Annotated in this window: 13 protein-coding genes and 1 pseudogene; 9 read left to right on the forward strand and 5 right to left on the reverse strand. The window is 70.8% G+C overall.

The genetic code is table 11. The annotated features are described in order from the left end of the window. Nucleotides 1-112 precede the first annotated feature (112 nt). Both ACTWPT_RS49880 and ACTWPT_RS49885 read left to right on the forward strand, forming a co-directional pair. Complete coding sequence (locus tag ACTWPT_RS49880; RefSeq protein WP_443184596.1) at nt 113-805, forward strand: lysophospholipid acyltransferase family protein; 693 nt, start codon at nt 113-115, stop codon at nt 803-805. 46 nt (nt 806-851) lie between these two features. Next, nucleotides 852-2,426 carry a penicillin-binding transpeptidase domain-containing protein gene (locus tag ACTWPT_RS49885; protein ID WP_443184597.1) on the forward strand — a complete coding sequence of 525 codons (1,575 nt, stop codon included), beginning with the start codon at nt 852-854 and terminating at the stop codon, nt 2,424-2,426. 45 nt (nt 2,427-2,471) lie between these two features. Here the strand turns inward: ACTWPT_RS49885 and ACTWPT_RS49890 are convergent, their stop codons facing one another. The 3 genes from ACTWPT_RS49890 to ACTWPT_RS49900 form a co-directional block, all read right to left on the reverse strand. After that, nucleotides 2,472-3,329 carry an alpha/beta fold hydrolase gene (locus ACTWPT_RS49890; RefSeq protein ID WP_443184598.1) on the reverse strand — a complete coding sequence of 286 codons (858 nt, stop codon included), beginning with the start codon at nt 3,327-3,329 and terminating at the stop codon, nt 2,472-2,474. Between the two features lie 140 nt (nt 3,330-3,469). Continuing rightward, nucleotides 3,470-4,117 (reverse strand): PadR family transcriptional regulator, encoded by a 648-nt coding sequence (locus ACTWPT_RS49895; protein WP_443184599.1) that lies wholly within the window; start codon nt 4,115-4,117, stop codon nt 3,470-3,472. A gap of 73 nt (nt 4,118-4,190) precedes the next feature. Beyond that, nucleotides 4,191-5,744 carry an MFS transporter gene (locus ACTWPT_RS49900; protein WP_443184600.1) on the reverse strand — a complete coding sequence of 518 codons (1,554 nt, stop codon included), beginning with the start codon at nt 5,742-5,744 and terminating at the stop codon, nt 4,191-4,193. Between the two features lie 71 nt (nt 5,745-5,815). Between ACTWPT_RS49900 and ACTWPT_RS49905 the strand changes: the two genes are divergently transcribed. Both ACTWPT_RS49905 and ACTWPT_RS49910 read left to right on the forward strand, forming a co-directional pair. Beyond that, a complete protein-coding gene (locus tag ACTWPT_RS49905) occupies nt 5,816-6,457 on the forward strand; it encodes a GntR family transcriptional regulator (RefSeq protein ID WP_443184601.1) in 642 nt (213 codons plus the stop codon). After that, nucleotides 6,454-6,936, forward strand: coding sequence for an OsmC family protein (locus ACTWPT_RS49910; RefSeq protein WP_443184602.1), 483 nt, complete (start codon nt 6,454-6,456; stop codon nt 6,934-6,936). Before ACTWPT_RS49905 ends, ACTWPT_RS49910 begins: the two co-directional genes overlap by 4 nt. A gap of 172 nt (nt 6,937-7,108) precedes the next feature. Here ACTWPT_RS49910 and ACTWPT_RS49915 read toward each other — a convergent pair whose 3' ends face one another. Continuing rightward, nucleotides 7,109-7,318 (reverse strand): hypothetical protein, encoded by a 210-nt coding sequence (locus ACTWPT_RS49915; RefSeq protein ID WP_443184608.1) that lies wholly within the window; start codon nt 7,316-7,318, stop codon nt 7,109-7,111. 8 nt (nt 7,319-7,326) lie between these two features. On the opposite strand from ACTWPT_RS49915, the pseudogene tnpA reads away from it, so the two are divergent. Together tnpA and ACTWPT_RS49925 are read left to right on the forward strand one after the other, a co-directional pair. Further along, nucleotides 7,327-7,771, forward strand: a pseudogene (tnpA, locus tag ACTWPT_RS49920) (IS200/IS605 family transposase). A 132-nt stretch (nt 7,772-7,903) separates the two neighbouring features. Beyond that, nucleotides 7,904-8,752 carry a polysaccharide deacetylase family protein gene (locus ACTWPT_RS49925; RefSeq protein ID WP_443184603.1) on the forward strand — a complete coding sequence of 283 codons (849 nt, stop codon included), beginning with the start codon at nt 7,904-7,906 and terminating at the stop codon, nt 8,750-8,752. 4 nt (nt 8,753-8,756) lie between these two features. Here the strand turns inward: ACTWPT_RS49925 and ACTWPT_RS49930 are convergent, their stop codons facing one another. Next, nucleotides 8,757-9,035 carry a DUF3040 domain-containing protein gene (locus tag ACTWPT_RS49930; protein WP_443184604.1) on the reverse strand — a complete coding sequence of 93 codons (279 nt, stop codon included), beginning with the start codon at nt 9,033-9,035 and terminating at the stop codon, nt 8,757-8,759. A gap of 134 nt (nt 9,036-9,169) precedes the next feature. On the opposite strand from ACTWPT_RS49930, the gene ACTWPT_RS49935 reads away from it, so the two are divergent. The 3 genes from ACTWPT_RS49935 to ACTWPT_RS49945 all read left to right on the forward strand — a co-directional run bounded on the left by ACTWPT_RS49935 (nt 9,170) and on the right by ACTWPT_RS49945 (nt 12,540). Continuing rightward, the gene (locus tag ACTWPT_RS49935; RefSeq protein WP_443184605.1) at nt 9,170-10,213 is read left to right on the forward strand and encodes an Rv2578c family radical SAM protein; all 1,044 of its coding nucleotides are present in this window, start codon (nt 9,170-9,172) and stop codon (nt 10,211-10,213) included. A 219-nt stretch (nt 10,214-10,432) separates the two neighbouring features. After that, complete coding sequence (locus tag ACTWPT_RS49940) at nt 10,433-12,328, forward strand: GTP-binding protein (protein ID WP_443184606.1); 1,896 nt, start codon at nt 10,433-10,435, stop codon at nt 12,326-12,328. A gap of 89 nt (nt 12,329-12,417) precedes the next feature. Then, on the forward strand, nt 12,418-12,540 hold the full coding sequence (locus ACTWPT_RS49945; protein WP_277750738.1) for a hypothetical protein: 123 nt from the start codon (nt 12,418-12,420) through the stop codon (nt 12,538-12,540). Nucleotides 12,541-12,573 lie beyond the last annotated feature (33 nt).

Raw genomic sequence — 12,573 nt, forward strand, 5'->3', positions numbered from 1 at the left:
ACCGTTCGGCTGGAGCCGTGTTGTGCATCTCGCCGAGGAGGCGACCGCCACATCGGCCTAACGGCTCTCCCAGGCGCCCCGCTCACCGGCGGGGCGCCTGCCTTATGGTGGGGTGGCCGATCGCCCGATCAACCAGGAGAGCCTGTTGCTGTACCAAGTGGTCAAGTTCGCCGCCGCGCCGCTCGCCCACGCGCTATGCCGGCCGCACATCTCCGGTGCGGCGCACGTGCCGAGGAGCGGGCCCGCGATCCTGGCCGCCAACCACCTGTCGGTGCTTGACTCGTTCCTGCTGCCCGCGCTGCTGCCGCGGCACGTGACGTTCACCGCCAAGAACGAGTACTTCTCCGGCAACCCGGTCTCCGGGTTCTTCATGAAGCTGGGCGGCAGCCTGCCGATCGACCGCGAGAGCGCCCACGCCGCGCAGGCCATGCTCGACGAGGCCGCCGCGTTGCTGGAGCGCGGCGAGCTGTTCGGCATCCATCCTGAGGGCACCCGCTCCCCCGACGGGCGGCTGTACCGGGGCAAGATCGGCGTGGCGTGGCTGGCGCTCAAGACGGGCGCGCCGGTGTTGCCGGTGGCGCTCAGCGGCACCGAGAAGGTGCTGCCGGTCGGCGCCTCGGTGCCGCGCCCGTCGAAGATCGGCATCACCATCGGCGAGCCGATGCGTTTCACCGGCGACCACACCAAGGCCAAGGACCGGCGCCAGGTCACCGACGAGATCATGGCCGCGATCCAGAAGCTGTCCGGGCAGGAGTACGTCCCGGTTTATGCTGCCAGCGTCAAGGCATCCGACGGAACGAGCTAGAGGGTCAGGGGGCTGATCAGTGGCGCGGGGCCGTACGATCGCGATCGTGTCCAGCGCCGCCGTGCTCGCGGTGGGCGCCGCGGCCGGTGGTGCCTATTACGTGCTGCACACTCGCGGCACCCCGGCTGAGACCGCGCAGCGCTTCGCCGCCGCGTGGCAGGCCGGTGACTGGTCCGGCATGGGCAAGGAGCTCGCCACGGCGCAGCAGCTGGGCGGGTACGACCAGCAGCGCAGGGCGCTCTCGGTGGAGCGGACGTCGATCCGGCTGGGCAAGGTCACCGAGGGCGACGCAATCGCGCGCGTCCCGTACACCGCGACCCTGACCTTGAAGAACATCGGCGACTGGTCCTACGACGGCCACATCGACCTGGTCGTGGCCGACCGCACCTGGAAGGTCGACTGGAATCCGGCGGCCCTGCACCCGTCGATGACGGCCGGGGCGGCGTTCGGCATCAAGACGCGCTGGCCGCAGCGGGCCGAGATCACCGACGCCGACGGCGGCCGCATCGACGACGGCACGGTGGGCGGGTCGGTGCAGCAGCTCGTCGGCTACCTCGACAAGGCCACCAAGAAGGACGTGGCCAAGCTGGGCTCCGCCTACAAGGTGGGACAGGCGGTCGGCCGGGGCGGGCTGCAGGAGACGTTCCAGAAGCGGCTGGCGGGCACGCCGGCGACCGACATCCAGCTTGGCGGCAAGACGCTGAAGACCATCGAGGGCTCCGACGGCGACCCGGTGCAGACCACGCTCGACCCGCACGTGCAGGCGGCCGCGGTGGGCGCGGTCAAGGACATGGACAAGCCGACGTCGATGGTGGCGATCAGGCCCTCCAGCGGCGAGATCCTGGCCGTGGTCAACAACCAGGGCGGGTTCAACCGGGCGCTGGACGGCCGCTATCCGCCGGGCTCGACGTTCAAGGCCGTCACCGCGATCGGGCTGCTCGCGGCGGGGGTGTCGCCGCAGGACGAGGTCACCTGCCCGATGTACGCCAACGTCGGCGGCCTGCGGATCCGCAACTCGGACAAGGAGGAGTTCGGGTCGCTGTCGTTCCTGGACTCCTTCGCCCACTCGTGCAACACCACGTTCGCGCCGCTGGCCGAGTCGAAGCTGGGCGCGGACAAGTTGCTCGACGTGGCCGAGGGCGTGGGCTTCAACCAGCCGCTCAACATCGGGGTGCCGGCCACCAAGGCCAGCTTCCCGAGGGCGCAGTCGGACGCCGAGCTGGCGGCGGAGGCGTTCGGGCAGGCCAGGATCACCGCCAGCCCGCTGTCGATGGCGTCGGTGGCCGCCGCCATCGCCGACGGCACCTGGCGGCCGCCGACGCTGGTGCCCTCGCTGAAGCAGAAGGCCGCCGAGCGGGAGCTGCCCGGCGGGGTGAAGGAGCAGCTGCACGCCATGATGGCGGCCGTGGTCACCAAGGGCACCGCCAAGTCGGCGGGGCTGCCCGCCGGCACGCACGGCAAGACGGGCACGGCCGAGTACGGCACCGGGGAGAAGCTGGACAGCCACGCCTGGTTCGTGGGGTTCAAGGGCGATGTGGCGTTCGCGGTGGTCGTGGAGGGCGGCGGCGGGGGCGGCAAGGTGGCCGCCCCCGTGGCGGCGGCGTTCCTCAAGGGCCTGTGAGCCCGGCGGCCCTTGGCTTGCCGGCCGCCGGGGCCTGCGGCGCTTTCAGGTGCTGAGGAAGTGGCGGATCTCGGCCGCCACCCGCTCCGGGCGGCCTCGCATGGCGGCGTTCGACGTAGCGCTGTGGTCGAGGCCCGGCATGTCCACGCGCCGGGCACGCGGCAGCACTCCCGTCAGCGCGGTGAGCGCCGACCTCAGGTACGCCGGGCTCTTCGTGCCGCCGAGCAGCAGCACCTCGGCACTCACCGCGCCGTAGACCTCGAGGTCGCCGGAGGTCTCCGCCACGACCTGGGCGTCGTTGTGCAGCGTCGGCGCCAGGTCACGAAACGTCGGCTCCCCACCGCTGGCGGCCTTGTCCTGATTTTTCACCATCATGGCCGTGAGCAGCTCCAGTAATGCCCGCGGCATGACATTGAAGATCGGTGGCCCCATCCGCGTGGCGCGCATGGCGGTGACCAGCGCCGCCGGGATGCGGCCCGCGGCGATTTCCCGGTCGAAGCGGTCCAGCCACCCGGTCGGGTTGGAGCCGTCGATGTCCAGCGGCGGCTCGAAGGCGACGATCTTGCGCAGTTCGGGCCGGGTCAGCGCGGTGCGCAGCGCGATGATCGCGCCCGAGCTGACGCCGACGACGTAGTGCGCGCCGGTCGCCGTGAGCAGCGCGTCGAGGTCCTCGACCTCCCGCTGGAGGCCGTAGTCGGGGCCGGCCGGGCCGCTGCGGCCCCTGCCCCGGCGGTCGGGGACGTAGCAGGTGAAGTCGGTCGACAGGGCCTGGGCCAGCTCGATGTTGCTGTGGCCGGTCTGCATGGCCCCGTGCAGGAGCACGAGCCCCGGGCCGTTGCCCAGCCGGTGGTAGGTGATCGTGGTGCCGTCCTTCGACGACGTCACGGTGTCGAGAGTGATCATGATGGCTCCCTTGGGTTCGGTCCGTGGAGGGAGCCCGGCTATTGTTGCCAGTGCCATCTCGTGGCCGGGGTCCGCTCCGCGGGTCTGTCGGTACGAGGTACACCCGGCGGCCGGTGTGCCAGCACCCGCCGCCGGGTCTTTCATTCGCTCGGCCCGCCCCTTTCCGCGAGGTGCTCCACGTCGGCGGGCAGCCGGCCGGTCTCGCGGTAAGCGCGCCAGGCGTCCTGGCCGGGGAACGTGCCTGCTTCCAGCTCCGCCAGCAGCGAACGCACCCAGGCCGCCTCCGCCTCCCGCATCGCCAGGGCGTACTCGGATTCGAGCAGGAACAGCCTCGGCATCTCCCGCCGCTCCCGCTCCAGGTCCGACCGGCCGGCCTCGATCCGCCGCTCCAGCAGCTCCAGCCGGCGTCGCAGCAGCGGCGCCACCTCGTCGGGGCCGAGACCGCCCATCACTGACAGGCCGGCCTCGAAGGACGAGGGCTCGGGCCGCGGAGTGGACAGCAGCTCGCGGGTCCACTCCTCGGCCTCCGCCCGCCCGGCGTCGGTGATGCGGTAGACGGTCCGCTCGGGGCGAGCGCCCTGCCGGGTGCTCTCCACCGCCTCCAGCAGGCCGTGTTTCTCCAGATTGCGGACGACGGTGTAGAGGGATCCCCATTTGATCGGCATGTCCTGGTCCTTGCCGCGCGCTCGCAGGACGGAGGCCATCTCGTACGGGTGCATGGGGCGCTGGACGACCACGGTCAGCACGGCCAGAGCCAGCAGGTTGGCGACCGGCCGCCGCTTCGCCATCCCTCATCACCTCCGTTCGCGGATACTCGTCTACGAATATACGTAGGCGAGCACCAGGATGCAAGAGCCCGGATCAGACCGCCTGATCCACCTTCTGCTCCTGCGGGGTCGGCGGGGCAGCGGCGGGCAGCGGGCGCATGACGACGGCTGTCAGAACCGCCGTGAGGGCCACGAGAATCGCCCCCACGACGGCCGTGACCTGCAATGAGCCGGTGAAGGCGGCCCTTGCGGAGTCGAGCAGTGCGGTGGCGGCAGGATCGGACAGCCGCGCGGCCGCGGCGGACGCGGCACCGAGCGTGTCGCGGGCCTCCTCTCCGAGCCCGGCCGGCACCCCCTCGGGGACGACCATCCGCGCCCGGTACACGGCCGCCGCGATCGAGCCGAACACCGCCAGCCCGAGCGCGCCCCCGAACTCCTGCACCGTCTCCGACAGGGCGGAGGCCGCCCCGGCGCGCTCGGGCGGGGCGGAGCCGACGACCATGTCGGTGCCCAGCACCATGAGAGGCGCCGCGCCGAAGAAGAACAGCACCTGCGCGACCACGACGAACGCCAGCCCGGACGGCCCGTCCGCCGCCGCCAGCAGACCCATTCCGGCCGCGGACACCACCAGACCCCCGGCCATGACCGTGCCCGGCCGGATCCTGCGGGCCAGCGCCGGCGCTGCCGTGAATCCCAGCACGAGCGACGCGGCCTGCGGCAGCGACCACAAGCCCGCCTGCAGCGGCGTCAAGCCGGCCACCAGCTGCATGTACTGCGCCGTCAGCAGCATGATCCCCGGTCCGACCAGGATGACCAGCATCAGGGTGCCCAGCGAGGCACTGAACCTGCGCTCGGCGAACAACTTCAGGTCGAGCAGCGGGTCGGCCAGCCGCCGCTGCCGCCGGACGAACACCACGCCCAGGACGACACCGGCCACGACGGCCACCGCGGGCCCCACGCCGAGCCCGTACGCGGCGATCTCCTTGATCCCGTAGATGGCCGAGATGACGGCGGCCAGCGACAGCGCCACGCTGACCAGGTCCAGCCGCCCCGGAGCCGGATCACGGTACTCCGGCAGCAGCAAGGGCCCGGCCACCAGCAGCACCGCCATGACCGGCACGCCCAGCAGGAACACCGACCCCCACCAGAAGCTCTCCAGCAGCGCCCCGCCCACCAGCGGGCCGATCACCATGCCGCCGGTGAACCCCGTCATCCAGAGGCTGATCGCCACCGTCCGCTGGGCGGGATCGCGGAACATGGTGCGGATCAGCGACAACGTGGACGGCATCAGCGTCGCTCCGGCGATCCCGAGCAGTCCGCGGGCGACGATGAGCAGGCCGGCGCTCGGCGCGTACGCGGCCAGCGCCGACGCCACGGCGAACGCGGTCGCGCCGATCAGCAGCAGCCGTTTACGCCCGATCCGGTCCCCGATCGCGCCCATGGTGATGAGGAACCCCGCGATGAGGAACCCGTACACGTCGTTGATCCACAACAGCTGGGACGCGCTGGGCCGCAGGTCGGCGCTGAGCATCGGCACGGCCAGATGCAGCACGGTCACGTCAATCGACAGCAGCAGCGTCGGCAGGATGAGCACGGCCAGACCGGCCCACTCCCGGCGCCCCGCTCGAATGGTCAGGTTTTCCGTCATGTGCTCGACCGTAGGAGCTCAACCAAACTTGAGGTCAAGCGTTGCATGCAATGTATGCAATACTGAGAAGCATGCAGACCGACGTGGCATGCAGCCGCCTGCGGGAGCTGATCCTCGACGGCGCCTACCCGCCGGGCGCGCGGCTCACCGAGATGGAGGCCGCGGCGACCCTGGAGATGAGCCGCACCCCGGTGCGCGAGGCGCTGCGGATGCTGGCCGCCGACGGCCTCGTCCGCCCTGCTGGGCGCGGCGTGGTGGTCGTGTCGCTGGAGCAGGCCGACCTGGACGAGGCCTACCAGGTGCGGGCCGCGCTGGAGGCGCTCACCGCCGAGCTGGCCGCCGCCCGCCAGCGCGAGGGCCGCATCGCCCCCGCGGACCTGCGGGCGCTGCGTGAGGTGGCGACGCGGACCGCGACCGCCACGGCCGAAGGGCGCCTCGCCGACGCCGTGCGGCTCAACCGGCGCTTCCACCGGACGATCGCCGAGCTGGCGTGCAACACGATGGCCCTGCGGGCACTGGAGCGGATCTGGGACCAGATCCAGGTGTCCACCCTGCACTCGCTCGTCCCCCCGTCCCGGCCGGCGCATGTGTCGGGCCAGCACGAGGAGCTGCTGGCCGCGATCACCGAAGGCCGCCCCGAGGACGCCGCGGCCATCGCCCGCGCCCACGTCCTCGACACCCGCATCACCGCGCACCAGGAGGAGCAGAAATGACACGCCTGCACACGTACCCGGCCGTCGTGACCTGGACCGGCAACAAGGGCACCGGCACCAGCGGCTACCGCGACTACGGCCGCGACCACGAGCTGTCCGCCGAAGGCCCGCCGGCCATCCTGGGCAGCTCCGACCCGGCCTTCCGCGGCGACCCGGCGCGCTGGAACCCGGAGCAGCTGCTGGTGGGATCGCTCGCGCAGTGCCACATGCTGTGGTTCCTGCACCTGTGCTCGACGGCGGGCGTCGTGGTCACCGAGTACGTCGACCGCGCCGTCGGCACCATGGCCGAGACCGCGGACGGCGGGCATTTCACCGAGGTCGTCCTGCGCCCGGAGGTGACCGTGACCGCCCCAGAGATGACCGAGACCGCCACTCGCCTGCACGCTGACGCTCACAAGGCGTGCTTCATCGCCTCCTCGGTCAACTTCCCGGTCCGCCATGAGCCGGTCGTGCGCGTTCAGGACGTCGCGGCCTCGTAGTCGAGCCCCCGAGCCTCGGGGCGAGCTCCCACAGGCACTCCAGGTCCGTGTAGGCGAAGTACGTCATGACGGCAACGGTCACGGAGGCCGAGCTCGTCACACCCACGATTCACTGCATCCGCCTGGAGACCGGCACGCCGATCGCCTTTCCCCTACCTGCCGGGCCAGCGCATCAGGGTGCAGCTCGACGACCCGCTGTCGTGCATGGGATCCGGCGCTCGCCGTAGACCTGGCGGCGCAGGGCGTGCACGCCGAAGGTCTGGCTCTGGAAGGCGAGCCGGGAGACCTGGCCGGCGGCCTGGTTGAGCTGGTGCAGGGTTGCCTTTAGCGCCTCGGCCTGCTCGGGCGTCGGCAGAAGCCTCACCTGCACCACCAGTTTCACAGTCGAACATACTAGCGGGTGACCAAGGTCACTGCCACCGGGGATCGCACCCTGATATTCGACGAGGCCGCAGCGTTGTTCGCAGCCTCCATGCTCATGTCGTCTTCACACCGACGTACCGGCGGGGCGTGTTCACCGACGAACTGCTTCGCCGCTGCGAAGAGATCATGATCGAAGTGTGCGACAGCTTAGGCGCTCAACTGTGGATTTCAACGGCGAAGACGACCATGTTCACCCGCTGGTGCACTACCCGCCCAAGGTCGGCCTGCCGGTCCTGGTCAACTCGCTCAAGGGCGTCTCGGCCCGGCTGTTCCGCGAGGAGTTCTCCGGCCACGTCCGCCAGTACCTGTGGGGCGGGCACGTGTGGTCCCCGTCCTCCTTCGCCGCCTCCTGCGGAGGGCACCCCCGTCGATCATCAAAGAGTACATCGAGAACCAGAAACGCCCGGACTGACGTCCGAGCGTTCCACACCCAACGTCAGGAAGCGATTCCTCCCAGGCGTGAACGTGAACGCCCGGGGTTCCTCGCTAGACCGCGCTGAAAACTCGTTTGTGCAGGGACATCCACGGTGATCACGCTGAGAGCATGCCTGCACCATCCTCCAGCGAGTTGCTGGGATTCCCGCCGGATGCGCGCCTGCTGATCGTCAACAACGACGACTTCGGCATGTACCGGGACGTCAACGAGGCCGTCGTCCGCTCGATCGAGGACGGGATCGCCGCCTCGTGCAGCCTGATGACGCCGTGCCCGGCCGCGGGCCACGCCATGGACCTACTGCGCGACCGGCCGGAGCTGCCTTTCGGCATCCACTTGACCCTGGTGTGCGACCTGCCCGGCCACCCGGGGGGACCGCTCACCGACCGGGAGAAGGTGCCGTCGCTGCTCGATGAGGCGGGCGGGTTCTACTCCCACGACCGCATCCCCGAGCTCCTCGCCCGCGCCCGGATCGAGGAGGTCGAGACCGAGTTCCGGGCGCAGATCCACGCCGCGCTGGACGCGGGCCTGAGGCCGGCGCATCTGGACTGGCACTGCCTGGCCGACGGCGGGCGCGAGGACGTGTTCGAGCTGACCGCGGCGCTGGCCGGCGAGTACGGCCTGGCGGTGCGGGCCTGGCTGGACCCCGCCCGTGCGCTGCTGCGCGGCCGCGGCCTGCCGGTCGTGGACCATGATTTTCTGGACAGCTTCGCGCTGGACCTGGACGGCAAGGCGGCCGCGTACGCCCGGCGGCTGCGCGAGCTGCCGCCGGGCCTGAGTGAGTGGGCCGTGCATCCCGGCCTGGGAGGGCAGGAGTCGCGGGCGGTCGATCCGGACGGATGGCGGGTGCGCAGGAGCGACTACGAATTCCTCACCTCGCCCCAGGCCCGCGAGCTGCTGCGGCAAGAAGGGATCACCGTGATCGGTTACGAAGTCGTCCAGCGCGCCTGGACCGCTTGACGCCTCAGAGGGCGGCGGCCAAGGCCAGCGCGGCGGCGTCGTGGCGAAGAACCATGATCAGAAGAGTGGCGACCAGCGTGGCGATGAGCAACCAGCTGATCAGGATGATGACTGTCGAGCGACGCGGCCGCCGCCGGCCGCCGGACTGCCCCTCCGACCTCGCCTCGCTGCGACGGACCCGCTCGTTGAACGACTCCAGTCGTGCGACGAGTCGCGGATCGTCCTCGACGAGGTGCTGCTCGATCTGGGCCAGCATCCGCTCCTCATCCTGCGACCAGGCCATAGACGCACCTCCGGAACGCAAGCTCTGTGGCCTCTTTCTGCCCAACCATGAAGATCATTAGCCCCAGCCTGACCAGGTAATTGCACCCTCTTTTCGGTTTGCGATCAAGCTCGAACCTTTGTTCTAATCATGTCATGCGCTGGGACAACCTGCGCCTGACCTATCAAGAAGGCGCGCCTGCCGAGGACGATCCGACCGTGCCGCTCTTCGCCCGCGGTGCGGTCACCCGCACCTTCGACACGCCCGAGTTCAAGGGCATGACCTTCTACGAGATCCGGGCCAGATCCATCGTCAACCGCGTCCCGGCCGCGAGCCGGGTGCCGTTCGAGTACACGATCAACCCGTACCGCGGGTGCAGTCATAGCTGTATTTACTGTTTTGCCAGAAAAACACACGAATATCTGGATTTGGATGCCGGAGCGGACTTCGACTCAAAGATCATCGTCAAGGTCAACGCCGCCGAGCTGGCTCGCAAGGAGCTGGCCTCACCCCGCTGGGGTGGTCACCACATCGCCATGGGCACCAATGTCGACTGCTACCAGCGTGCCGAGGGCCGCTACCGGCTGATGCGCGGCATCCTGGCCGCGCTGCGCGACGCCGCCAACCCGTTCTCCATCCTCACCAAGGGCACGCTGATCCTGCGCGACCTCGACCTGCTCACCGAGGCGGCCGACGTGACCGAGGTGAGCGCCAACGTGTCGGCCGGGTTCGTCGATCCGGAGATGTGGCGGGCGGTGGAGCCCGGCACGCCCCGCCCAAGCCGGCGGCTGGAGGTCTGCGCCATGCTCAACGACAACGGCATCGCGTGCGGGGTGCTGATGGCCCCGATCCTGCCGTACCTCACCGACTCACCTGCCCAGTTGGAACGCACGGTGAAGGAGATCGCCGACTCGGGCGCCACCCACATCGCCCCCATCGTGCTGCATCTGCGGCCGGGGGCGCGGGAGTGGTGGCTGGGCTGGCTCTCGCGCGAGCATCCGCGTCTGGTGCCCCGTTACCTGGAGCTGTACGGCCGGGGCGCCTACGCGCCGAAGGCGTACCAGCAGCGGATCACCTCGCAGGTCAAGGAGCTGGCCGAACGCTTCGGTGTCGGCCGCGCCACCCCGGCCATGGCCCGCCGCCTCCCACCCCGCCCAGCCCTCGTCCCACCCGCCCCGGAGCAACTCCGCCTCCTGTGATCCCGCGTCCGCCACCGAGCCGTGCGACGCCGGGCACCGTCCGGCGGACGCGCGGGCGGGTTGCGGCGCGCCGCAGGTAAATCGCTCGCACCCGCGCGCCCGCCGGTGGCAGGATGGCCGGGACCTGTAGGCCGAACGACCAGGAGCATGCGATGCGAGGCCGCCTCGGAATCTCCCAGCGCCCCATTGGCACGAGAGTTCTCGAGGGCTCCACCACACATGCACATCCTGAACATCGGCATCCTCGCGCACGTAGACGCGGGCAAGACCAGCCTCACTGAGCGGCTGCTGTTCGAGACCGGCGTCATCGCCCGGCTCGGCAGCGTCGACGAGGGCAGCACGCAGACCGACACCGGCGAGATCGAACGCCGTCGCGGCATCACGATCCGCACGGCCGTCGCCTCGTTCACCTTGAGCGGCACCCCAAGTGGCACCCCGGGTGACCTGCGGGTCAACCTGGTGGACACGCCCGGCCACGCCGATTTCGTGGCCGAGGTGGAGCGGGCGCTCGGCGCGCTGGACGGCGCCGTGCTGGTGCTGTCGGCCGTCGAGGGCGTCCAGCCGCACACCCGGGTCCTGATGAAGACCCTGCGCAAGTTGCGCCTGCCCACGTTGATCTTCGTGAACAAGATCGACCGGATGGGCGCCAGGGAGCGGGGGGTGCTCGCCGACATCCGCCGGCGGCTCTCGCCGTACAGCGTCGCACTGAACACCGTGCGGGACATCGGCCGCTCGGCCGCCACCACGCACGGCCTGCCGGCCGAGCTGGTGGAGGAGGCGGCGGAGGTCCTGGCCGAGCGGGACGACGGGCTGCTGGAGGCGCTCGTCGACGGCAAGACCCCGGACCTGGAGCAGGTGCTCGCGGCGCTGGCCCGGCAGTGCGCCGACGGGGTGGCGCACCCGGTCGTGTACGGGTCGGCGATCACCGGCCAGGGCGTCGGCGACCTCCTGGACGCCATCGCCGGCCTGCTGCCGCCCATCCGCCGCTTGGACGGGGACGACGACCGTCCAGGGACGGCGACCGTGTTCGCGATCGAGCGCGCCCCATCCGGCGAGAAGGCCGCCTACCTCCGCGTACGCGCCGGGGTGCTGCGGCCGCGCGAGCACCTCACCTTCCACCGCGCCCTCCACCAGAGCGGCCCCTACGACGGCCGGCTGACCGCGCTGACCGTCGCCGGCGCGCCGGAGCAGCGCCACGCGATGGCGGGCGACATCGTCAAGGTGTGGGGCGTGCCGGAGATCCGCGTCGGCGACCACATCGGCGAGCCACCCCCCGCCGGCGGCGCGCACTTCAGCCCGCCCAGCCTGGAGACGGTCGTGCGCCCGCGCGTGCCCGGCCACGAGCCCCGCCTGCACGCCGCCCTGGTGACCCTGGCCGAGCAGGACCCGCTGATCAGCACTCGCACGCTGGCCGGCGGCGAGACGTCGGTCCTGCTGTACGGGGAGGTGCAGAAGGAGGTCATCGGCGAGACCCTGGCGAGGGAGTTCGGCGTGGAGGCGGTGTTCGAGCCGAGCCGGCCCGTCTACTTCGAGCGCCCTGCCGGCACGGGCGAGGCCGTCGAGGAGATCCAGCGGCACGGCCCCAACGAGTTCATGGCGACCGTCGGCCTGCGGGTGGAGCGGGCCGCGCCGGGCTCGGGCGTCGGCTACCGGCTGGAGGTCGATCTCGGGTCGCTGCCGCAGGCCTTCCACCGGGCGATCGAGGAGAGCGTACGCCTGACGCTGCGCGCCGGCCCGCACGGCTGGCCGGTCACCGACGTCATGGTCACGCTGACCAGGACCGGCTACGACGCGCCCGTCACCGTGGCGGCCGACTTCCGCGGCCGCACGCCGCTCGTGCTCATGCGGGCGCTGCGCCGGGCGGGCACCACGGTGTACGAGCCGTGCCACCGCTTCGAGGTCGAGATCCCGCTGGAGGCGTTCAGCGCGGTCACCGGCGCGCTGGCGGCGCTCGGCGGCGAGCTCGACGGCACGGCACGGCGCGACGACACCTGGGTGATCACTGGTGAGATCCCGGCGGCCGCGGTGCACGAGGTCGAGCAGCGGCTGCCAGGCCTGTCACACGGCGAGGGCGCGTGGTGGTCCGAGCCTGCCGGTGACCGGCCCACCCGATAGGCGGTATGTCGGTTTTTCGGCGTTAGATGGGTATTAACGAGCTTGGTGTACCAATCGTGGGCACCTCGTCCGTACAGGGGGGAAATTCCATGGCAGATACGAAGAAGAAACCCGCCGCGAAGTCGGGCAAGTCGAAGCGGCAGGCCATCAAGACCAACAGGCAGGCCAAGGAGACGAAGAAGGAGACCAGGAAGCCCTCGGACGAGGGATGACCTGGAACCGGCGGGGGGGTGGTGCGAGTCTCC

It is taken from the genome of Nonomuraea sp. 3N208, assembly GCF_052245935.1.
In the GTDB taxonomy this organism is placed as follows: domain Bacteria; phylum Actinomycetota; class Actinomycetes; order Streptosporangiales; family Streptosporangiaceae; genus Nonomuraea.

Excerpts from the sequence above, each read along its gene's own strand:
- ACTWPT_RS49890 (WP_443184598.1), bottom strand. The coding sequence starts at position 3,329 with ATGATCACTCTCGACACCGTGACGTCGTCGAAGGACGGCACCACGATC.
- ACTWPT_RS49895 (WP_443184599.1), bottom strand. The coding sequence starts at position 4,117 with ATGGCGAAGCGGCGGCCGGTCGCCAACCTGCTGGCTCTGGCCGTGCTG.
- ACTWPT_RS49900 (WP_443184600.1), bottom strand. The coding sequence starts at position 5,744 with ATGACGGAAAACCTGACCATTCGAGCGGGGCGCCGGGAGTGGGCCGGT.
- ACTWPT_RS49905 (WP_443184601.1), top strand. The coding sequence starts at position 5,816 with ATGCAGACCGACGTGGCATGCAGCCGCCTGCGGGAGCTGATCCTCGAC.
- ACTWPT_RS49910 (WP_443184602.1), top strand. The coding sequence starts at position 6,454 with ATGACACGCCTGCACACGTACCCGGCCGTCGTGACCTGGACCGGCAAC.
- ACTWPT_RS49925 (WP_443184603.1), top strand. The coding sequence starts at position 7,904 with ATGCCTGCACCATCCTCCAGCGAGTTGCTGGGATTCCCGCCGGATGCG.
- ACTWPT_RS49930 (WP_443184604.1), bottom strand. The coding sequence starts at position 9,035 with ATGGCCTGGTCGCAGGATGAGGAGCGGATGCTGGCCCAGATCGAGCAG.
- ACTWPT_RS49935 (WP_443184605.1), top strand. The coding sequence starts at position 9,170 with ATGCGCTGGGACAACCTGCGCCTGACCTATCAAGAAGGCGCGCCTGCC.
- ACTWPT_RS49940 (WP_443184606.1), top strand. The coding sequence starts at position 10,433 with ATGCACATCCTGAACATCGGCATCCTCGCGCACGTAGACGCGGGCAAG.
- ACTWPT_RS49945 (WP_277750738.1), top strand. The coding sequence starts at position 12,418 with ATGGCAGATACGAAGAAGAAACCCGCCGCGAAGTCGGGCAAGTCGAAG.